The organism is Streptomyces sp. NPDC002057 (assembly GCF_040296665.1).
In the GTDB taxonomy this organism is placed as follows: Bacteria; Actinomycetota; Actinomycetes; order Streptomycetales; family Streptomycetaceae; genus Streptomyces.
This window is the reverse complement of record NZ_JBEOXR010000024.1, coordinates 1-19,956: the sequence shown is the minus strand read 5'-3', so window position 1 is coordinate 19,956 and position 19,956 is coordinate 1. Positions and strand designations below refer to the sequence as shown.

Genomic DNA, 19,956 nt, shown 5'->3' with positions numbered 1-19,956 from the left:
GATGAGCTACGGGTCGCCGACACCCCCGCGTACGCGGTGCCCCTGAAGGGCACCCGCCCGCGTCGCGCCCGGCTTGTTCCGGCAACGCTAAGGGCTGCGCCGTGGCCTTCTGAAGATCCCACGACAGTGACATGGATCATCGCGACGCGGCTGTCTGTCCGAGGCGCGGAGCGGGTACCCGACGGGGCACCGGTCCCCTCGGCGCGGCGCCGCGTCCGGGCACGGAAGAATCCTTTTCGCATCATGTGGTGCATTCGGGTGAATGTGAACAGCCGCACACTTTTCAGTCCCTAAGATCCACTGGTGTGACAGAGAGTCAGTACGCCCGGTCCGACCAGGACTCGGCCGATGTGGTGATCCTCGGGGCCGGCCCGGCCGGCCTGGTCCTGGGAAACCTCTTGCTTCGCAACGGCATCGACTGCGTCGTGCTCGAACGCGCCGGTCGCGACCACGTCCAGAACCGGGCGCGGGCCGGCTTCCTCGCCGCCCACACCGTCCGGATCCTGGAACGCAACGGTCTGGACGGCGGACTGCGCCGACGCGGTCGGGAACACGGCGTCTGCGAGTTCCGCACCGAGTCCGGCCGCTTCCGCCTGGACTACCGGCTGCTCGGCCGCGGTGAGCCGCACACGGTCTATCCGCAGCACGAGCTGGTCGCCGACCTGCTGGCGCAGTTCGTCGACGCCGGGGGCCGGATTCGTTTCGGCACCGAGGCGGTCGCCGTGACCGGGGCGGACGGCCCCGCGCCCACGGTGACGGTACGGGAGGGGGACGGGCGCCCCGGGCGGTGGCGGGCACGGTACGTCGCCGCCTGCGACGGCCGCCACGGGGCCGGACGGCGCTCGCTCCCGCCCGGCGCGGTCCACCGCCACCACCGTGACCACGGCGTGTCCTGGCTGGGCCTGCTCGCCGAGGCGCCACCGAGCCTGGACGCCGTGGGATACGCGACCCACCCGCGCGGCTTCGCCGGGCACATGGCCCGCTCCAGCGAGATCACCCGCTACTACCTGCAGTGCGAACCCGGGACCCGGCCCGAGGACTGGAGCGAGGAGCGCGTCTGGGACGAACTCGACCTGCGCATGCGCGCGACCGAGTACGGACACCTCCGGCGCGGCGGGATCGTCCAGCGTGCCGTCGTCGACCTCGAGTCCGACGTGCTCGAACCGCTCTCCCACGGCTCGCTGTTCCTGGTGGGCGACGCGGCCGCCCTGATCAGTCCGTCCGCCGCCAAGGGCGCGAACCTCGCCGTGCTCGAGGCGGAGATCCTGGCCCGGGCGCTCACCGACGCCCTCGCCCACGGCGACCCCGAGCCGCTCGCCTCCTACTCGGATCGGTGCCTGGTCCACATCTGGCGGGCGCAGGAGTTCTCGCACTGGATGATCCGGCTCCTGCACGACATCCCGGAATCCGGGAGCGCCTCCCTTTTCCGCGAGCGTCTGCGCCACGCACGGATCGCCTCGCTGCGCACCTCGCGGACCCAGCAGGACTGGTTCGCCGAGAACTACGTCGGCATCTGACCGGCCTTCTCGCTCTTCCGCCCTCTTCGCCCCGTTCCGGGCCAGGCTCCGGGCCGCCCGTGCCCGCGCACGGCACGCTCCGGTGGCCGGGCCCGGGCTTCCTCCCTCACACACGGACAGGGAATGCTTCCCGAACATCCCGATCATCCCTTCACCATGCCCGCGTCCCCGACGACGGCGACCACCCGCGACGACGCGGAGCGGCTGAGAGCGACGGCCGGATTCGTCCGGGAGCAGGACACGTCCGTCCTGCTCTCCCGCGTGCTGCCCGGCCTCGACGGTCCCGAACTACGGGCGCTGACCGACCGGTGCCGCTTCTCGCACGCCGCCGTGCTCGTGTTCCCGACCGACGAGCACGCGCTGCGCAAGGACCTGGCGAGGTGCGGGCTGCCCGCCGACGGGCAGGCGCGACCCAGTGTCGTCGTGCGCGAACGTCTCGCCTCCCGCCACCGCCGCGATCCAGCCGATCTTGACGTAAGGATTCTCCGCCCCGCGGTCCGAGGGCCGGCGGACGAACACCGCGCGGTCGAGGTGTTCGCGCTGACCGTTCCGCCGGGTTCCGGGCTGTCCCGGATCGCCGCCGAGGAACGCCGTCGGGACCACGAGGCACACCTCGCCTTCGACGTGGAGCGGCCCGACCCGCTGGTGCTGCGCGGGTTGTTGGCGAGCTTCGCGCGGCACGGCGCGGCTGCCGACGGGGGCGGCTACAACCCGCACGAGGACGGCACGGTGTTCTACTTCACCGCCCCCGCCGACACGAAGACGGCGTACCGGCGCGTCGAGCTGTACGCGGGCGGCGACCACCGTGACGTACTGACCGAGCACCTCGGCGGGCCCCTCGCCTCCGCCGCGGACGCGCGACGGCCGGGCGAACCGGACCCGGCGGAGACGCTGCTGTGGCTGCTGACCGGCGCCTGGACCACCCAGGCCCTCGCGGCGTGCGCGCTGCTCCGGCTGCCGGAGGCCATGAACCGCCATGCGGGGGTGGAGGGTTCGCGGCTGGCCCGCGCGGTCGGCGCCCAGCCCCGGAGCCTGGCGACCCTGCTGAGGTACCTCGCCATGCTGGGAGTGGTCTCCGAAGGGCCCGACGGATTCCGCCTCACCGAAGTCGGCGCACTCCTGGACGCGGAGGCGCCGGGCTCGATGCGGCCGCTGGCGCTGATGTACGGCGGCCCCTTCTACCAGTCCTTCGCCCACCTGGCCCACACCGTGCGGACCGGACAGCCGGGCTTCGAGCACCTGTACGGCGAGAACCACTTCGACCACTTCGCCCGCGACCCCGAACTCGCCACCCAGTTCGACCGGTCCATGGTGTCGAGCGCCGCCATGTTCGACCCTCTCCCCGCGCACCCGGTCCTCACGGCGGCCGCCGCCGCTCCCGGCCGTCCCCGTACCGTGGTCGACGTCGCCGGAGGTACCGGGGAACTCCTCGGCCGCGTCCTGACCGCGCACCCCACCCTGCGCGGCATCCTCCTCGAACGCCCTCAGGTCGTCGCGGCGGCGCGTGCGCACCTCGCCGGCGCCGGTGTCGGAGGGCGGTGCGACCTCCGGGCGGGCGACTTCACGGAGGTACCCCCGGGCGGCGACGTCTACGTCCTGTCCCGGGTCCTGCACGACTGGGACGACGACCGGTGCCGGAGCATCCTGCGCCACTGCGCCGACGCCATGCCCCGGCACGCGGACCTCCTCATCGTCGAACGCCTCCTGCCGGCCGACGCAGCCCCGTCGCTCGCCACCGCGTGGGACCTCCACATGATGTGCAACACCGGAGGCCGCGAGCGCACGGCCGACCACTACGCCCTGCTGCTCGAAGAGCACGGCCTCGCACTCGCCGGCCACACCCCGCTCGCCCTCGGGGCGCACGTCCTCCACGCCCGCAGAACCTGACGCGAGGGCCGGGCCCGGAGGGCGACCCCCTCCGGGCCCGGCCGTCGGTGGGGCGGATGCGCGGCAACTCGATCCGGCTGCCGGGGAGTTGAAAAGAGGCAACTACATGACAGGTGCATGACGTGCGGGGCCGTGGGGGCCTATCGTCGGAGGGCCCCAGAGGTTCGGCACTCCCGACCGTCCCGGTCGGCCGAGTGCCGGCGCGCTCTTCCCCCGCTCTCGGTACCGCAGGGTTCCGAGCCCCCCACGAGTGAAGGAGCAGCAATGCCCCTCAGCACATGGCTGAAGGCCGGCACGACGGCCGCAGCGATCGTCCTCGCCACGGCGACCGCCGTGAGCGCCGCACCCGCGCCCGCACCGGAGTCGTCGGTGTCCGGCGCCGCGGCGGTGGTGACCCTCCGGTACGACGACAGCCGGGCCGGCGGCTGGGAGGCCGCGATCGCGGCCGGAGTCGCCTCATGGAACGCGAACGTCGACAACGTCAAGCTGGTCGAGGCCGCGCCGGGCGTCCGGGCCGAGATCGTCATCGTGGCCACCACCGGATGGCCCCAGGCCACCCTCGGGCCCGTCCGCCCGGGCCGGCAGGTCCGGGTCGAACTCGGGAGCCAGGCGGTGTCCCAGGGATACGACAAGACCCGCATCGCCGCCCATGAACTCGGCCACAGCCTGGGTCTCCCCGACACCAAGCCGGGCCCGTGCACGCAGCTGATGTCGGGTTCGAGCGCGGGTACGAGCTGCGTGAACGCGGTCCCGAACGCGACCGAGCAGGCCCGGGTGGAGTCCGCCTACGCCAACGGCGCCGCCCTGAAGGTTCCCACCGACGGCCGGATGCTCGTGGACATGCCCTGACAGGGCAACCGCTTCGCAGGGCGCCCGATCGAGCCGCACGATCGGGCGCCCGTCGGCCGTGCGCCGGAACCTCCCCGGCCGTACGAGTTCCTGACCGGCGACGCTAGGGGTACGTCCGCACGTCGTCGTTGTAGTCGCGGGCCCGGTCCCGTACGAGCTCCGGCAGTGTGCCCGTCGCCAGGTCGGCGAGGGTCGTGCCCTCCAGGACCTGGCGCAGACTCGTCCGCACGGCACGCCACACATCCGGCATGGGAGCCGCCGCACCCTGGTACTCCAGGCCCGTCAGCTTCAGGTCCCGCACGCTGACGAGTGGTCCGTCCATCGCGCGGATGACATCGGCGAGGGTGATCTCGGCGGCCGGCCGGGTGAGGGTGTAGCCGCCGTCGGGGCCCCGCACACTGCGCACCAGACGCGCCTGCCGCAGATCGCCGAGCACGACGAAGAGGAAGCGGACGGGGATGTCCTGGCGTCCGGCGACTTCCTCGGCCTTGAGGGGCAGGTCGGGGGAGCGGGCCAACTCGGCCATGGCCCGGATGGCGTAGTCCGTTCGTGCTGAGATCCTCACGCGCTCAATGTCTCACGTACGGCGGGAACCTCGCCCGCGGCCACTCTCAAGGGCTCGTCAACAGCGGACCGGCGCGGCGATGTTGTCCGGAAGCGGCATTCCACTCCACTTTGTTCATCGACATAGTGAACATTGGTCGTCCAGCCCGCCCCTGGTCCGGAGGTTTCCGTGGTGTCCGTCGTGCCCGTCGTGTCCTCGCCGTCCGCCGAGTCCGCCCGCCCTCGATCGACCGTGGCGGTCGTCGGCGCGGGCGCGGCCGGCGCGCTCGTCGCCGTCCAGCTGTGCGAAGCGGCGGCCCGACGCCGTATCCCGCTCGATCTGGTCCTCGTCGACCCCGCGCCGGAGGCCGGCCGGGGCACCGCGTACGCCACCGAGGTCCCCGAGCACCGGCTCAACGTGCCCGTCGGCGGCATGAGCTGCTACCCCGACGACCCGGGGCACTTCAAGCGCTGGCTCTGCCGGCACGGCGAGTCCACCGTCACCGCGGCGGACTTCGCCTCCCGGTACCGCTACGGCTCGTACCTCGCCGACACGCTCGGACGCGCCATCATCACGGCGCACGGCACGGTCTCCGTACGGCGGCTGCGCACCAGGGCGACGGGGTGCGCCGACGTCGACGGGGGGCGGCTGGAACTCCGGCTCGCCGACGGCGGCACGGTGACGGCGGACAGCGTGGTCCTCGCCACCGGGCCCGCGGCGGGCCGGGCCGGCTGGGCCCCGGCCGACCTGGTCGCCTCCGACCGGTTCGTCCCCCGGCCCTGGACGCCCGGCGCGCTCGACGCCGTCGGCGCGACGGACGACGTCCTCCTCGTCGGCACCGGGCTCACCGCCGTCGACCTCGCGCTCGTCCTCGACCGTCCCGGCCGCACGGTGCACGCGGTGTCCCGGGGCGGGCTGCTCCCCCAGCCGCACGCGGTCGCCCCGCTGCCCGCCGTACCGCCGCCGCCGGGCCTCGCCGGCCTCCCGTTCCACCGCCTCCGACGGGAGTTGACGCGGCACTTCGCCGCCACGCGTCGCGCCCACGGTGACTGGCGGCCCGCGTTCGACGGGCTGCGGCCCGAGATCGTACGGCTCTGGCAGGGTCTCACCGACGACGAGCGGGCGGAGTTCCTCGGCCGCGACGCCACCCGGTGGAACGTGCACCGGCACCGTATGGCACCCTCCACCGCCGAGACCGTCGCCCGGGCGCGCGCCGCCCACAGGCTCCGGGTGCACGCCGGCCGGGTCGCCTCCGCGACACCGCACGCGGACGGTGGCCTGATCGTCTCCCTCGCCGACGGCCGTGAACTGCGCGTGGCATGGGTGGTGGACTGTACGGGGCCCGGGCTGCGGGTCGACGCCGACGGCGACCCGTTGTGGAGCGGGCTGCTGGCCGACGGCCTCGCCGCACCCGGACCGCTGGGCATCGGCGTCTCCACCGACGGCGGGAGACTGCTCGACGCCCAGGGGCACCGGGAGCGGCCGCTGTTCACGCTGGGAGCGCCCCGCCGGGGCGAGCTGTGGGAGACGACCGCGATCCCCGAGATCCGCGCCCAGGCCAAGGAGGTCGCCGAGGCCGTACTCGCTCCGCTGACCGGCGCCCCCCGGTCGGTACGCCGCCGGCCCACCGACCAGTTCGGGCTGCCGCTCTCCACCCACGCCGCGGCCGCGGCGTCCTTCCGCTGCGGACTCGCCCGCGTGATCACGGTACGGGCGAAGGCGGCCGAGTCGTTCGCGCGGGCCACCGAACTGGACCCCGGGTTCGCGCTCGGGCACGCCGCACTCGCCCTGCTCGGTCACGAGTGCGGAGCGGACGTCGACGTCGCCCGGGAGCTGGCGGACGCCCAGCGCAGCGTGCGGGAACGCGGCGACGAACGGGAGCGGTCCTTCGTCGACGTCGTCACGCGCCGCGTCAGGGAGCACGAGGCCCACGCGGGCGCCACCGGGGGAGCGGGCTTCGGAACCGGTGACGGCGACACGGCGCTCGTCGACCACCTCGGCCGCTACCCCGCCGACGCGTTCGCCCTCGGCATCGCCGTCCCCACCATCGCCTTCTCCGGCGTCGTGGATCTCGACGGCTCACTCGCCCTCGGCCTGGTGGAACGGACCGCTTCCGCCTACGAGGGGCACTGGTTCCACACCTCGCTCCTCTCCTTCGTCCGGCAGGAACAAGGAAGGATCGACGAGGCCGGCGAGCTCGCCCGGGCGGCGCTCGCCGCGCAACCCGCCTCCGGACACGCCGTGCACGCCCTCGCCCACGTCCACTACGAATCCGGCGAGCACCGCACGGGCCGGGACTGGCTCGACGGCTGGATCGGCGGCCAGGGGCGGGGCGCCGTGCACCGGGCGCACTTCTCCTGGCACGTGGCGCTCCACGAGCTGGCCCTCGACGACACCGCGGCGGTACGCCGCCGCTGGTTCGCCCAGCTCGCCCCGGGCCAGGTGAACGGGGTGCGGGCCCTCGTCGACTCCGGATCGCTGCTGTGGCGGGCCCGCATGTCCCGGAACTGGACCGGCCGCGTCCCGGTCGACGGCGTGCTCGACGCGGTCGCCCGCGACCTGGTCGAACGCCCCGCGACCGCGTTCACGGCCCTGCACAGCGCCGTCGCCCTCACCGCCGCCGGAGACCTCTCCGCACTCCGCCGCCTGCGCACCCACGCGGCCGGCGCGGACCCGGTGCAGCGGGAGGTCGTCGTCCCGCTGTGCAGCGCGCTGGAAGCGGTCCTGGAGGAGGAGTGGCCCACCGCGGTGCGGGAACTGCGCGGACTGCTGCCCTCCCTGCGCCGCGTGGGAGGCAGCGCGGCACAGCGCGAGATCGTCGAGGAGACCCTGCTGTACGCGCTGGTGGAGGCGGGGCACAGCGACACCGCCCGGCACCTCCTCGAACAGCGCCTCGATCGACGCGCGTCCCCCCTCGACCGGCGCAGGCTGGCCGGGCTGAGCCTCTGAGGGGGCGCGCCGCAGCAGCGCGAACGGCCGGGTGGTCGGCCGGGCTCGCCGTCCGGGGCGGCGGCGCCCTCCGTGCACCGGACGGTCGCGTCGGTCCCGGAGGTGCTGGGCCGCCGGGCCCCCCTCGTAGACCGGTCCGCCCGCGGGGACGGACCGGTCGCCGGAGTGGTGACGTCGTGCCGCCTGTGTAACAGGCGTGTACCACAGGGGGGTTGGGCGGAACGGCCGGCCGGTCCGGACGGCTCTTGGTGTCCGGAGACGCTCGTTCCTGCCGAACAACCGCTGCCCGGCCCACCGAGAAACCGAGGAAGACGCCATGCGCGCTCACAAGCTGACCTTCGCCGCCGCCCTGGCCGTTGCCGCGTCGCTCTCGCTGACGGCCTGCGGCGGTGACGGGGGTACGGGCAAGGGTGCGGCGTCGGCCCCGTCCGCCACGGCGTCCGCGGCCGGTGGTGCGGACGCGGCCGGTCCGGACCAGGAGGCCGGGAAGAGCTCCGGCGGGAAGAGTTCCGGTGGGAAGGGGTCCGGCGGGAAGGGATCGGGCGGGAAGGGATCGGGTGGGAAGAGCTCCGGCGGGAAGGGGTCCGGCGGGAAGGGGTCCGGCGGGAAGGGGTCCGGCGGGAGCGACGGGACGGCCAAGTGCCGTACCGACGAGCTGGAGATCACCGCGATGGACCACACCATCGAGGGCGACCTCGACGGAACCGTCGCCGTGCGGCTGAGGAACCGCGGCAGCGGGGACTGCGTGCTGTCCGGGTACGCGGGTGTCGACCTGAAGACCGAAGCGGGCCCGCTGTCCGCGAAGCGCACGGGCGAGCCGGGCACCTCGGTCACCCTCGGGAGCGGGGAGTCGGTGGCCTTCGGCGTCAGCTACCCGATCGACAAGAAGGGCGGCTCCGGCGTGCGCGTCACGGGACTTCTGGTGACCCCGCCGAACGAGACGAGGACGGTCACCCTCGACTGGCCGGGCGCCGCCACCCTGCCCGTGACGGAAGGCCCCGGCTCGCCGGTGAAGGTCGGCCCGGTCGGCAGCGCGGGCCAGGGCGGCTGAGCTCTTCGGAGCCGTCACGGGGCAGGGGGAGCCGCATCGGCTACGCGCCGATCTCCGCCAGCCACTGGACCGGGGTACGGGGCGTCAGGCCGAGGAGTCGCTGGGCGGTCCGGTCGGAGCCGATGGCGTTGTCGGGGAGCGTTCCCAGGAACGCGTAGAGGCCCGCGACGCCGGCCGCCGCGCCGCCGCCGAGGAGGGGCGCCAGAACCTCGCCGAAGGCCGCGGGGGCGAGCGCCTCGTAGGTGACCTCCCGCCCCAGGTGGGCGGCGAAGGCGTCGGCGAGTCCGGGGCCCGTGACGCCGGGGACCTGGCCGACCTCGACCGTGCCGGTGACGTCCGGGCGGTCGAAGAGCGCGGCCACGGCATCGGCCACGTCCAGGTGCGAGGCCCACGACACCGCGTAGTCGGCCCCCAGCGGGTAGCGCAGGACGCCCTCCTCGCGGGCGCCGCCGACGACGGGCGGCAGGAGCAGGTTCTCCAGGAAGAGCCGCGGCGCGATCACCGCGTGGGAGAGGCCGCTCTCCCGGAGGCCGTCGACCACGGTCGTGACCGCCGCGTCGGCCATCTCGGGGGGCGTGCCACCGCTGGTGGAGAAGACGACGCGGGCGGGGCGGGCCTCGTTCAGGGCGGCGAGGACGTTGTGCGCGTAGCGCAGCCGGTCCTCCTCGCCGCCGAGGGGGAGGTGGACGAAGACGCCTTCGGCCCCGCGGTACGCCTCGATGGGCGGCTCGGCGGAGAGCAGGTCCACCGCGCGGACCCGCGCGCCCGCGACGACGGCGTCCTCGTTGCGGGTGAGGGCGGTCACGGACTTGCCCGCGGCGGCGAGGACGGCGACGACGGGGGCACCTTGGGCGCCGGTGGCGCCATGGATCACGTAGCTCATGGATCCATTAGTGCACACACTGCACCAGTTACTTCAACTGCACTAATGGAATAGGGTGACGGTGTGACTGTCACTTCTCTGCCCGAGTGCGGTGTCGCCCGCTTCCTGGCTCTGCTCGAAGGCCCGTGGGCCACCCTCATCGTGCGTGAGCTGCTGCACGGCCCCCACCGTTTCACGGAGCTGCGGGCGGCGCTCCCCGGCATCAGCCCGCACACGCTCACCAGCCGCCTGCGCCGCTTCGAGACGTACGGACTCGTCACCCGGACCGCGTACGCGGAGATCCCCCCGCGGGTCGAGTACCGGCTGACGCCGCTGGGCGAGGGGCTGGGACCCGTACTCGACACCATGGCCCGGTGGGCCACGTCGATCCCCGACCCCGCCCCGCCGGCCGAGGAGCCTCAGGAGCGCTGAGGCGGCCCGTACGCCTGGATCGCCGCGGCCGAACCCGTGCGAGGGCGTCTGTCGACCTCCCTGAGAGGGATACTCCGGCTCCGCCCCGAGGAGGGCGCACGCCGGGGATCTCCCCCTCGGGCGGCGGCTCGGCCCACCCGCGCGCGGGTAGAAACAGGTCGGCGGTAGTGGCGGATGACAGGAGGAGTGATGCCGGAGAGGAAGTGGCGGGTCTCCATCACCACGGTGGCGAAGATCGGGGCGACTGCGGGAGCCTTCATCGGCTTCTTCGCCGTGACCGGCGGTCTGGGCCCGCTCTTCGGAGCGGGTGCGGTGGTGACGGCGTCCATGGGCGGTGCGGCGGCCGGAGCGGCGGCCGGCGGCGGGCTGGGCGCGGGCGTCGCCGCGCTGTTCGGGCGGACCGGCGACGAGGACGCCGCCGGCTCCCAGGAGCAGCGGCCGAGCGGCGAGGAGGGGGACGGGAAGAAGTGATGGCCGGGTCCGGGGCCGGCCGCACGTGACGGTCGGCCCCGGACCTCAGCACGAAGGCGGGACCTCCGGGGCCGACCGTGAGTGACGGTCGGCCCCGGACCCTCACCACGAAGGCCGGACCTCCGGGGTCGACCGTGCGTGACGGTCGACCCCGGACACCCGCCGCCGAGGCACCGGCCACGCACCGCCGAGGGCGCCCCCCGGACACCCGCCGCCGGGTCCGGCCTCGGGTGATCAGCGCAGAAGCTCGGTCCGGGTGCGGTGCGCGTCGGCGATCTCCTCGGCTCTCCGGGCGGCCTCGGCGGCGGGCAGGGCGGCGTACCCCTCCAGGGCGGCGGTGACAGCGGTCCGGGCCCGGTCCAGATCCGTACCCGCCGCCAGCCTGACGCCGGCGAACGTGGCGAGCGCGTGGGCGGCCGGCGCGCCCAGGCGGGCCGCGGCCGTCCAGGAGCCCACCTCACCCGCGCCGAGGAGGGCCAGGGCCTCTTCCGTGACGCGCAGCGCCTCGTCGTGTCGGGCGAGCGCGGACAGGGCCATCGCCCGGTTCAGCGTGGCCCACGCGCGGACGGGCCTGGTGGTGGGGCCGCTCTGCCGCGACAGGAGCGCGAGGGCGCGGGTGGCGTCGTGTTCGGCCTGCTCGGGGGTGTCCGACCACGTCATGCCGGAGCGCAGCGCGAACAGGCCGGCATGCCGGGTCGTGAGACGTTCGTCGGCGTTCTCCGGGATCCGGCCGCAGAGTTCGAGGGCGCTTCGGAGGACCTCGACGGCTTCCGGCGTCCGCCCCGACCGGCCCAGCCGCACCGCGCGGTTGTGCAACTGGATCAGCCGCTCCGGTTCGACGGACGCGTCGCCGCCGCCGGATCGCGCTCCGTACAGGGCGTCCGCGCGGGCGTCGGCCACGGCGGCCGCCTCGTGGGCGCCGGTCTCGGTGAGGAGCGCCGCGTGGACGGTCAGGGCCGTCGGGTCCTCGGGGGCCAGCCGTACCGCCGCCTCGGCGTGCGGCAGACCGCCCTCCGGGTCGCCTGCGGACAGGTGCAGTGCCGCGACCCGGAGCTCCGTGTGCGCGCCGGGCGCCAGGGCGAGGGCCAGGCGAGCCGTCGCCAGCGCCTCTTCCGGCCGGCCGGCCGTCTCCTGGACCTCGGAGAGCAGCAGCAGGGCGTGGGACCTCGCCTCGCCGCTGGTCAGCTCCAGGGCGTGCCGTGCCGCCCGATCGGCCCGGTCCAGCTCACCCACGGCGAGCAGGCGGCGGCCCCACTCGTACTCCAGGGCCGCCTGCTGTTCGGCCGGCAACGCGGGTGTCAGCGCGTGGAGGCGGCTCAGCACGGCCGCGGCGGCCTCGCGGAGCGCGGGGTCGTGGCCCGGCGGCAGCAGACCGTAGAGCCGGCGCAGGACGTCGGGATCGGCCCCGGACAGCGCGGTGTACGTGGTGAGGGCGGCGCCGCCGGCCCGTACGAGAAGGTCCGGGTGGACGGAGAGCAGACCGTTCACATGCCGGGTGGCGAGGTGCGGGTGGTGCTGGGCGGCATCGACGAGGCGGGCCGTGCCCTGGGGGTCGAGCAGCCGGGGCAGCACGTCGGCGCACCAGGCCGACACGAGGGGCGCGGGGTCGTACCCGGGGCGGGCACCGCCGCCCAGCAGCCGGGCGAGCAGGTCCTCGGCGAGCCTGTCGGGCAGGAGCGGTTCGAGCAGGAGGCCGGGACGCGGGGGCGGGTAGCAGGCCGTATGGGCCTCCAGTGCCCGCTCCGCGCGCCCCGCGTCGCCGTTCAGGGCCTCCTGGAGGACCCGTTCGGCCTCGGCGTACGGGAGGGGTCCGCGCAGGGTGGCGACGAAGACGACCCGCTCCAGATCGACCGCCACGCTCCCGGACTCCGTCGTCGCGCGCCAGTGGGCCCGCTCGCGCCGCAGAAGCGCCGCCGTGGCCTCGTCCAGGGTGCCCCGGGTGCCGTCGAGGACCGCGGCCAGAGCGGCGGTGTGCAGGGCGAGGACCTGCTGGTACTGCGCGTCACGGAGGTCGGGGTCGGGCAGTCGGGGGGTGACGCGATCCAGCGCGGTGGAGAAGTCGTCCACGGCGGCGTGGAAATGGGCGAGGCGGGCAGGAAGGTCGTCGGCCAGGGGGCCCAGCTCCACGGCCTGGTGCGGGATGAACGAGGCGTCCAGTTCCTCGGTGACGCGTGACCACCATCCGCCCGTGCCGCGGGCCAGCAACAGGACGCGGACCTCACCGGGAACGAGCACGTCGGCCAGGGCCTGGAGCAGGTCGGTCATCGGCAGGCGGTCGGCGTAGTCGATGACCACCAGCGTCCCGGGCGACCCGCCCGGGGGAGGCCCTGACGACGGGCCGTGGCGAGGTCCGGACGATCGGTCGGTGCCGGGCCCCGGTGCTGGGACCGGTCCCCTGGCGCCGGGCGCGCGGGGAAGGGCTCGCCGGGGACGGACGGTGAGCGTCCGCCAGCCCGCCTCCCGGGCCGTCGCGGCGAACCGGAGGGCGAGCCGCGTCTTGCCCAGACCGCCGGCTCCGTGGATCAACCGCACGCGCCACTCGGGTCCGGGACCGTCACGCCACGTCTTCAGGGCGGCCCGCTCCACGGAGCGGCCGGTGAAGCGGACGACCGCGCTGTCGGCCGCGAGCAGCCGGCTCGGCGGCAGCGGGCCCTGGAGGGCGGAGTCCGTCAACGGCGTGATGTCGTAGGGGCGTTCCTTCTCCCGGTGGCCTTCGGGGACGGTGTCGACCGTGGGTCCGTCCGAAGGGAGCCTCTGGGGGCGGCGCGCGCCGGTGCGCTCGTACAACGCGCGCCAGTGGCCGCGACGCTCGCTCCACCAGAGCAGCTGCTGGGGATTGCGGGTGCGCGGACCGGGGCGGCCGTGCACTTCGGCGAGGAGCGGTGCCACCACCTTCCACAGGAGGTCGAAGGTCTGCGGTGCGTGCGCGCCGGATATCCAGTCGCTGAGCCGCTTGGGGTCGGCGCCGATCGCCGCTGCCGCCGCCGCGCGGCTCCGTAGCCCGCGGAGACGGGTGAACTCGGTGATCAGCGCGTTGAGTTCCGGTCCCACTCCCTCGGGATGCGTCATCCGGTCCGTCCGGAGGCATCGCCCCGGAGGCACGTCCGACCAGCGTCGTTCCGGGGGTTCGTCCGGTGTGTCCGGAGTCCGCGACCTGACGGGGTCACCGGCCGCTCCATGGGGCCACGGAGGTCCGCACCACGCGGACGGAGGACACGGAGGACACCATGGTCATCGAACTCCTGCGGGTGGCGGGGCTCTTGGGGCTGGCCGCGCTGATCGTGGTGGCGATCACCGCGATGTACATCGTCCGGATCGCCATCAAGGAAACCACGTCGGGGCACCGGGCGGCGGTGCTCCGGGCGGTCGCGGTCGTGGTGCGGTCGCTGCGCGGCCGCCGGTGAGGGGCGCGGGTGAGGGAGCGGCCGCCGCGGACGCGTGATGTCGGACGGTGCGCCTGTGCCTCATGGGGCTCGGGGGGCGCCATGCGCCCTTCCGCGCCAAAAAGCGGGCATTCCGCGCGGCGGTTAATGGCCGGGCGCCACCCTGCCTCGCCCCGCGCGGGCCTCTAGCATTCGACCAGCCCCGCTCACACCGGCGGGGCGGGTCGGGCAGATGTCATGCGCATGATAGTTCAACCATTGCCGGTTGGACTACCCCTCCGCGTACCGCCTGCCGTCCCGATCCACCGCACGCACCAGGTCTCCACCGCAGTAGGTACGTGACGGCCGCCGCCCCGACGCGTGGCGTGCCGCATCCCCCAGCCCGTGGCCGGACGCACCCGTGCGTCCGCGCCCGTCGGGAACCGAAGCACCGGATGGGAGAACACCATGAGAGCTCGCCTGCTCGTGAGCGGGGCGGTCGCCGCCCTGTTCGCCTCGGCCCTGCCCGCTCAGGCCGGCCCGTCGTCGATCGTCGACCCGCCGCCGGACCGGATCGTCATCGACATCGCCACGGTGAACGGCTCCGGCTGCCCCCTGGGCACCGCCGCCATCGCCGTGTCCGAGGACAACACCGCCTTCACCGTCACCTACAGCGAGTACCTCGCACAGGTGGGCGGCGGCGCCCCCACCACGGCGGCCCGCAGAAACTGTCAGCTGAACCTCCTGGTGCACGTGCCGCAGGGCTTCACGTACGCGATCGCCAGCGCCGACTACCGGGGCTACGCGTCCCTCCAGCGCGGAGCGAGCAGTACGGAGAAGGCCTCGTACTACTTCCAGGGCTCGCCGAACACCGCCTCCCGCACGCACACCTTCCGGGGTCCGTACGAGGACAACTGGCAGGCGACCGACGACACCGACTGGGCGCAGCTCGTGTGGGCCCCCTGCGGTGTGCAGCGGAACTTCAACATCAACACCGAGCTCCGGGTGAACGCCGGCACGTCGAGCCCGGCCACCACCAGCTACATGACCATGGACTCCACCGACGGTGACATCAGCACCGTCTACCACCTGGCGTGGAAGGAGTGCCCGGCCGGGTGACGCGCGCGCCGGCCGGGGCGCGCCGACGCGCCCCGGCCGCCGCACGACGGCGTCGCGCTCCGGGCGAACCCGAGTGCTCCGCACCGCGAGCGTTCCCCGGCGCATATGCCGATACTGGGGACGACGGCCGAGTGCGAGACGACCGGGATTCCACAGCGATGGCTCACAGGACGGCGGAAGCGACGAGCGGTGCCGCTCGGGACGCGGGCGGCTGGCTCGGCGCGCTTCCCGTGGCCGCGGTCGCCACCAGCAGGTCCGGAGCGATCGTGCGCTGGGACGGCACGGCGGAGAAGCTGCTCGGCTACGCCTTCCACGAGGTCAGCGGACGGCACATCGCCGATCTCCTGCACCCGGGAGTCGACCGGGGCCTGGGCCGTTCGCTGTGGGAGCGCGCGGTCTCCGGCCCGGGGGTGACGGGGAGCGTGACCGCCTGGCACCGCGACGGACGCCCCGTCGAACTGGAGGTGTGGGCGACGTCCGTTCCGCAGGACTCCCCGGGCGCCGGCACGGTCCTGGTCTTCGCAGCCGACGCGCACGCCGCCCGCGCCGTCCGCGGCTCCTCCGCCGTGTGGGACGGCATGTTCGCCCGCTCGCCGGTCGGGATCGCGGTCTTCGACAACGCTCTGCGATTCCTGCGCGTCAACCCCGCCCTGCAGGCCATGAACGGCCTGTCGGAGGCCGAGCACATCGGCCGGCGCCTGGCGCAGATCCTGCCCGACGTGAACGCCTCCGCCATGGAGGACGCCATGCGACAGGTCCTCGACCACGGCGAGCCGATCCTGGACTTCCGCCGCACGGGCCGCACCCCGGCGGACCCCGCCCACGACCGCGTGTGGTCCTGCTCCTACGTACGCCTGGAGGACGCGGACGGTCTGCCCATCGGCCTGACCGCCACCCTGATCGACATCACCGCGCAGCAGCGGGCGGAGGTCGAGGCGGCGGCCGGCCGGCGGCGCCTCGCCCTGGTCAACGAGGCCACGTTCAAGATCGGCACGAGCCTGGACCTGGAACGCACCGCGCAGGAGCTCGCCGACGTCTGCGTCCCGGCCCTTGCCGACGCCGTCACCGTCGACGTCCTGGACAGTCTCGCGGCGAACGGCGACATCGGCTCCGGACTCGTCGGCGGCGCCTCCCTGCGCCGCCTGGGCAAGGCGCCGGTCACCGGCTCCGCGATCACCGAGACGCTCGCCCCCCTCGGCCGTACCCTCGCGTTCCCGGGCAACGCGCCCTACACCCAGGCCCTCGCCGAGCGCCGCGTCTACCGCATCGCCCACCTGGACGAGCAGGCCATCGCCCCGGCGGCCCGGCACTCCAGCGCCCCGGCGAAGCTCCTGGCCCTCGGCGTGCACTCGTTCATGATGGTGCCGCTGCTCGCCCGCGGCACGGTCCTGGGACTCGCCACCTTCTACCGCAGCCGCCCGCTCGGCCCCTTCACCGAGGACGACGCGGCGCTCGTCGTCGAACTCGCCTCCCGCGCCGCTGTGTGCGTGGACAACGCCCGCCTCTACCACCGCGAACACGACACCGCCGTGATCCTCCAGCGCAGCATGCTGCCGCAGCACGTCACCCCGCCTCCCGGCATCGAGGTGGCCCACCGCTACCTCCCCGCCAGTGACGTGAACGAGGTCGGCGGCGACTGGTACGACGTGATCCGGCTGCCCGGGGGCAGGGCCGCCCTTGTCATCGGTGACGTCATGGGCCACGGAACCCTCGCCGCGGCGGTCATGGGCCGCCTCTCCGCCAGTGTCCGCGCCCTGGCCCGCCTCGACCTCGCGCCCGAGGAACTCCTCGACCAGCTGGAGGCCACGCTGGAGGACCTGGCCGAGCCGATGCTCGCGACCTTCTGCTACGCCGTCCTCGACCCGGCCGACGGTCACTGCCGCATCACCCGCGCGGGTCACCCGCCCCCGGTCCTGGTCGGCCCCGACGGCACCGCACGCCTCCTCGACCTGCCCGCCGGACTCCCGCTCGGTGTCGGCGGCGGCTCCTTCACCACCGTCGACATCACCCTTGAGCCCGGCAGCATCCTGGTGCTCTACACCGACGGGCTGGTCGAGGCCCGCGGAGACGACATCGACGACCGCCTCGACGCGCTCACCGGCCTCCTGACCCGGCCCGGACCCTCGCTCGACGGGCTCTGCGACACCCTCGTCACCCACCTGGTCCCGGCCTCGGCCGACGACGACATCGCCCTCCTCGTCGCCCGCCTCGCCCCCGCCCCCTGAGGGCCGACGCCCAGGGCTCGCGCCGCGTGGCGGGAGCGCAGGGCGTTGGCATAAGCCCTTGAGCCTGGGCCCGCGGGCCGCGATCCGGTGGCCGGGGCCCGGATCGAGGCACGGATCGGGACCCGGAACCGAGGCACGGATCGGGGCCCGGATCGCGGTCCGGGGTGCGGGAGCGTGCGGTGCCGGGGCCGCTTCAGGCGCCCGTGGTTCCGGGAGCGCGCCGCGCCCGTGCCCAGCTGAGCTGTTCCGCCGCGCTGTTCAACAGCGTGTCGAGGACGACGGGGTAGGCGCTGTGCGTCATCCGCCCCGCGAGGAGCCGTGCGGTGGCCGCGATGTGCGGGTGGGTGTCGGCGGGCAGGGCGGCGTAGGTGGAGTTCCACATCTCCTCGTCCGCCGCGCGGGCCTCGTCCTTCAGCACCATCGACCCGGCGTCCAGGGCGGCGAAGGCCAGACTGAGGTCGATGAACGCGTGGTAGACGACGACCGCGTCCGCGTCCGCGAAGCCCGCACCGCGCAGCAGGCCGAGGATCGTCTCGTCCACCGCGATCTCCCGCGGCCGGCCGGTGACCCGACTGGCGGTGAGCACCGCGGCCTGGGGGTGGTCGAGGTAGGAGGCGTGGATGGCCAGGCCGAGGGCCCGCAGGTCGGACCGCCACTCACCGGTGGGCGACCAGGAGTCCAGGGCCCGCCCGGTCAGCTCCTCGCCGATCGCCCGGGTCAGGTCGTCGAGCCCCGAGAAGTACCGGTAGAGGGTGCTGGGGTCGGCGCCGAGGGCCGCTCCCAGTCTGCGTGCCGTCAGGCCGGCGCCGCCGTGCTCTCGTAGCATCCTGAGGGCGGTCCGCACGATCAGCTCCTCGGACAGCACCGTGCCCTGCCGTGTCGGCCGGCGCCTGCGCCGTGCCGCCTCCGGCACCACCTGTTTCGCCACGACCGCTCTCCCCGCTGTCCGCCCGGCGTTCTTATGCCAACGTGATTGACCTTAATCGAACGTGTCCCGTTGCATCTGTCCCAGCCGCGGAGGCGACCGTCTCCGGCAACGAAAGGTGAGTGACATGCGCGTACTGCTCGTGGGCGCCGGTGGCGTCGGCACGGCCGTCACCCGGATCGCGGCCCGCCGTGACTTCCTGACCCACATGGTCGTCGCGGACTACGACCTCGCCCGCGCCGAGGCGGCCGTCGCGGCGCTCAAGGAGCACGGGGACCGGTTCAGCGCGAGGCGCCTGGACGCCTCCGACGAGGACGCGGTGCGGCGGGTGCTCATCGAGGAGAGGTGCGACGCCCTGCTCAACGCGACCGACCCGCGGTTCGTGATGCCGCTCTTCGACGCCGCGCTCGCGGCGGGCACGCACTATCTCGACATGGCGATGTCCCTGTCCGCTCCGCACGCCACCCACCCGTACGAGCGATGCGGGGTGAAGCTCGGCGACGCGCAGTTCGAGCAGGCCGGTGCGTGGGAGCGGTCCGGGCGCCTCGCCCTGGTCGGCATGGGGGTGGAGCCCGGCCTCTCGGACGTCTTCGCGCGGTACGCGGCCGACGAACTCTTCGACGAGATCGAGGAGATCGGCGTCCGCGACGGCGCCGACCTGACGGTCGAGGGCTATGACTTCGCCCCGTCCTTCAACATCTGGACGACCATCGAGGAGTGTCTCAACCCGCCCGTGGTGTACGAGAAGGACCGGGGCTGGTTCACCACGGCCCCCTTCAGCGAGCCGGAGGTCTTCGACTTCCCCGAGGGCATCGGCCCGGTCGAGTGCGTCAACGTCGAGCACGAGGAGGTGCTGCTCATCCCGCGCTGGGTCGACGCCCGCCGGGTGACGTTCAAGTACGGCCTCGGCGAGGACTTCATCGCCAAGCTGAAGACCCTCCACGAGCTGGGGCTCGACTCCACCACGAAGGTCACCGTCCCCTCGGAGCACGGGCCCGTGGCGGTCTCCCCGCGCGACGTGGTCGCCGCCTGCCTGCCGGACCCGGCGACGCTCGGCGACCGCATGACCGGCAAGACCTGCGCGGGCACCTGGGTCAAGGGCACCAAGGACGGCTCGGCGCGCGAGGTGTACCTCTACCACGTGGTCGACAACGAGTGGTCGATGCGCGAGTACGGGTCCCAGGCCGTGGTGTGGCAGACCGCCGTCAACCCCGTCGTCGCCCTCGAACTCGTCGCGAACGGCGCCTGGTCCGCCACCGGCGTCCTCGGCCCGGAGGCCCTGCCGCCCCGCCCCTTCCTGGACCTCCTCACCGCGTACGGCTCGCCGTGGGGCCTCCGCGAGGAGATCTGACGGCTCAGGCTCGCGCACCGCACGACAGAGAAGGCGGTCGGCAGGCCCGGGTGACCTGCCGACCGCGAGGGTGACGTCAGTTCTGGTTGAGGGGGAGGGCGACGTCGACGACCTGGCGGCCCGAGGGGAAGTCGCCGACCGGGGTGGCCCGGCCGGTGAGGACGTCGACCTTGTAGAAGCGCTGCTTGCCGCCGGTGTTCAGGGCCGCGAAGCCGCGGTTGGAGCCGTTGGAGGCTTCGTAGTAGATGTCGAATCCTGCCGAGGGGCCGGCGTTGACGCCGAGGCCGCCGGTGGGGGCGAGGGTGCCGGCGTTGGCGGGGGACTGCAGGGAGACGCGGTCGTTGGTGGTGTCGATGTCGAACAGTGTGGTCGCGGTGGCCGTGGCCAGGTCGTTGTTCGTGTACGCGGCGCC

At 74.0% G+C, this 19,956-nt stretch carries 16 protein-coding genes; 11 read left to right on the top strand and 5 right to left on the bottom strand.

Going from position 1 to position 19,956, the window contains the following annotated elements; translation table 11 throughout:
• Positions 1-305 precede the first annotated feature (305 nt).
• From ABT129_RS19765 to ABT129_RS19755, 3 genes are all read left to right on the top strand, one after another.
• The gene (locus ABT129_RS19765; protein ID WP_351902786.1) at positions 306-1,517 is read left to right on the top strand and encodes a 4-hydroxybenzoate 3-monooxygenase; all 1,212 of its coding nucleotides are present in this window, start codon (positions 306-308) and stop codon (positions 1,515-1,517) included.
• Positions 1,518-1,673: 156 nt separating this feature from the next.
• Positions 1,674-3,404 (top strand): methyltransferase, encoded by a 1,731-nt coding sequence (locus ABT129_RS19760; protein WP_351902783.1) that lies wholly within the window; start codon positions 1,674-1,676, stop codon positions 3,402-3,404.
• A 264-nt stretch (positions 3,405-3,668) separates the two neighbouring features.
• The gene (locus tag ABT129_RS19755) at positions 3,669-4,253 is read left to right on the top strand and encodes a snapalysin family zinc-dependent metalloprotease (protein ID WP_351902780.1); all 585 of its coding nucleotides are present in this window, start codon (positions 3,669-3,671) and stop codon (positions 4,251-4,253) included.
• Positions 4,254-4,356: 103 nt separating this feature from the next.
• Here ABT129_RS19755 and ABT129_RS19750 read toward each other — a convergent pair whose 3' ends face one another.
• The gene (locus ABT129_RS19750; protein ID WP_351902777.1) at positions 4,357-4,818 is read right to left on the bottom strand and encodes an RrF2 family transcriptional regulator; all 462 of its coding nucleotides are present in this window, start codon (positions 4,816-4,818) and stop codon (positions 4,357-4,359) included.
• Between the two features lie 231 nt (positions 4,819-5,049).
• On the opposite strand from ABT129_RS19750, the gene ABT129_RS19745 reads away from it, so the two are divergent.
• Positions 5,050-7,746, top strand: coding sequence for an FAD/NAD(P)-binding protein (locus tag ABT129_RS19745; RefSeq protein WP_351902985.1), 2,697 nt, complete (start codon positions 5,050-5,052; stop codon positions 7,744-7,746).
• Positions 7,747-8,062: 316 nt separating this feature from the next.
• Positions 8,063-8,797, top strand: a complete 735-nt coding sequence (locus ABT129_RS19740; RefSeq protein WP_351902774.1) for a DUF4232 domain-containing protein — start codon at positions 8,063-8,065, stop codon at positions 8,795-8,797.
• Between the two features lie 40 nt (positions 8,798-8,837).
• Here the strand turns inward: ABT129_RS19740 and ABT129_RS19735 are convergent, their stop codons facing one another.
• Positions 8,838-9,680, bottom strand: coding sequence for an SDR family oxidoreductase (locus ABT129_RS19735; RefSeq protein WP_351902771.1), 843 nt, complete (start codon positions 9,678-9,680; stop codon positions 8,838-8,840).
• Positions 9,681-9,743: 63 nt separating this feature from the next.
• Between ABT129_RS19735 and ABT129_RS19730 the strand changes: the two genes are divergently transcribed.
• Together ABT129_RS19730 and ABT129_RS19725 are read left to right on the top strand one after the other, a co-directional pair.
• Positions 9,744-10,091 carry a winged helix-turn-helix transcriptional regulator gene (locus ABT129_RS19730; RefSeq protein ID WP_351902768.1) on the top strand — a complete coding sequence of 116 codons (348 nt, stop codon included), beginning with the start codon at positions 9,744-9,746 and terminating at the stop codon, positions 10,089-10,091.
• 189 nt (positions 10,092-10,280) lie between these two features.
• Entirely contained in the window at positions 10,281-10,562 is a 282-nt protein-coding gene (locus ABT129_RS19725) for a flagellar protein (protein WP_351902765.1), read from the top strand.
• Positions 10,563-10,796: 234 nt separating this feature from the next.
• Here ABT129_RS19725 and ABT129_RS19720 read toward each other — a convergent pair whose 3' ends face one another.
• The gene (locus ABT129_RS19720) at positions 10,797-13,631 is read right to left on the bottom strand and encodes a tetratricopeptide repeat protein (RefSeq protein WP_351902762.1); all 2,835 of its coding nucleotides are present in this window, start codon (positions 13,629-13,631) and stop codon (positions 10,797-10,799) included.
• A gap of 158 nt (positions 13,632-13,789) precedes the next feature.
• On the opposite strand from ABT129_RS19720, the gene ABT129_RS19715 reads away from it, so the two are divergent.
• From ABT129_RS19715 to ABT129_RS19705, 3 genes are all read left to right on the top strand, one after another.
• On the top strand, positions 13,790-13,966 hold the full coding sequence (locus tag ABT129_RS19715) for a hypothetical protein (RefSeq protein WP_351902759.1): 177 nt from the start codon (positions 13,790-13,792) through the stop codon (positions 13,964-13,966).
• A 426-nt stretch (positions 13,967-14,392) separates the two neighbouring features.
• Complete coding sequence (locus ABT129_RS19710; RefSeq protein ID WP_351902756.1) at positions 14,393-15,043, top strand: DUF4360 domain-containing protein; 651 nt, start codon at positions 14,393-14,395, stop codon at positions 15,041-15,043.
• A 158-nt stretch (positions 15,044-15,201) separates the two neighbouring features.
• The gene (locus ABT129_RS19705) at positions 15,202-17,268 is read left to right on the top strand and encodes a SpoIIE family protein phosphatase (protein WP_351902753.1); all 2,067 of its coding nucleotides are present in this window, start codon (positions 15,202-15,204) and stop codon (positions 17,266-17,268) included.
• A gap of 193 nt (positions 17,269-17,461) precedes the next feature.
• On the opposite strand, the gene ABT129_RS19700 is transcribed toward ABT129_RS19705, so the two are convergent.
• Positions 17,462-18,196: a TetR/AcrR family transcriptional regulator gene (locus ABT129_RS19700; RefSeq protein WP_351902750.1), complete on the bottom strand. Its 735-nt coding sequence runs from the start codon at positions 18,194-18,196 to the stop codon at positions 17,462-17,464.
• Between the two features lie 124 nt (positions 18,197-18,320).
• On the opposite strand from ABT129_RS19700, the gene ABT129_RS19695 reads away from it, so the two are divergent.
• A complete protein-coding gene (locus ABT129_RS19695) occupies positions 18,321-19,544 on the top strand; it encodes a saccharopine dehydrogenase family protein (RefSeq protein WP_351902747.1) in 1,224 nt (407 codons plus the stop codon).
• A gap of 76 nt (positions 19,545-19,620) precedes the next feature.
• Here the strand turns inward: ABT129_RS19695 and ABT129_RS19690 are convergent.
• On the bottom strand, positions 19,621-19,956 hold a 336-nt coding region (locus ABT129_RS19690), incomplete at its 5' end, for a DUF4394 domain-containing protein (protein WP_351902744.1).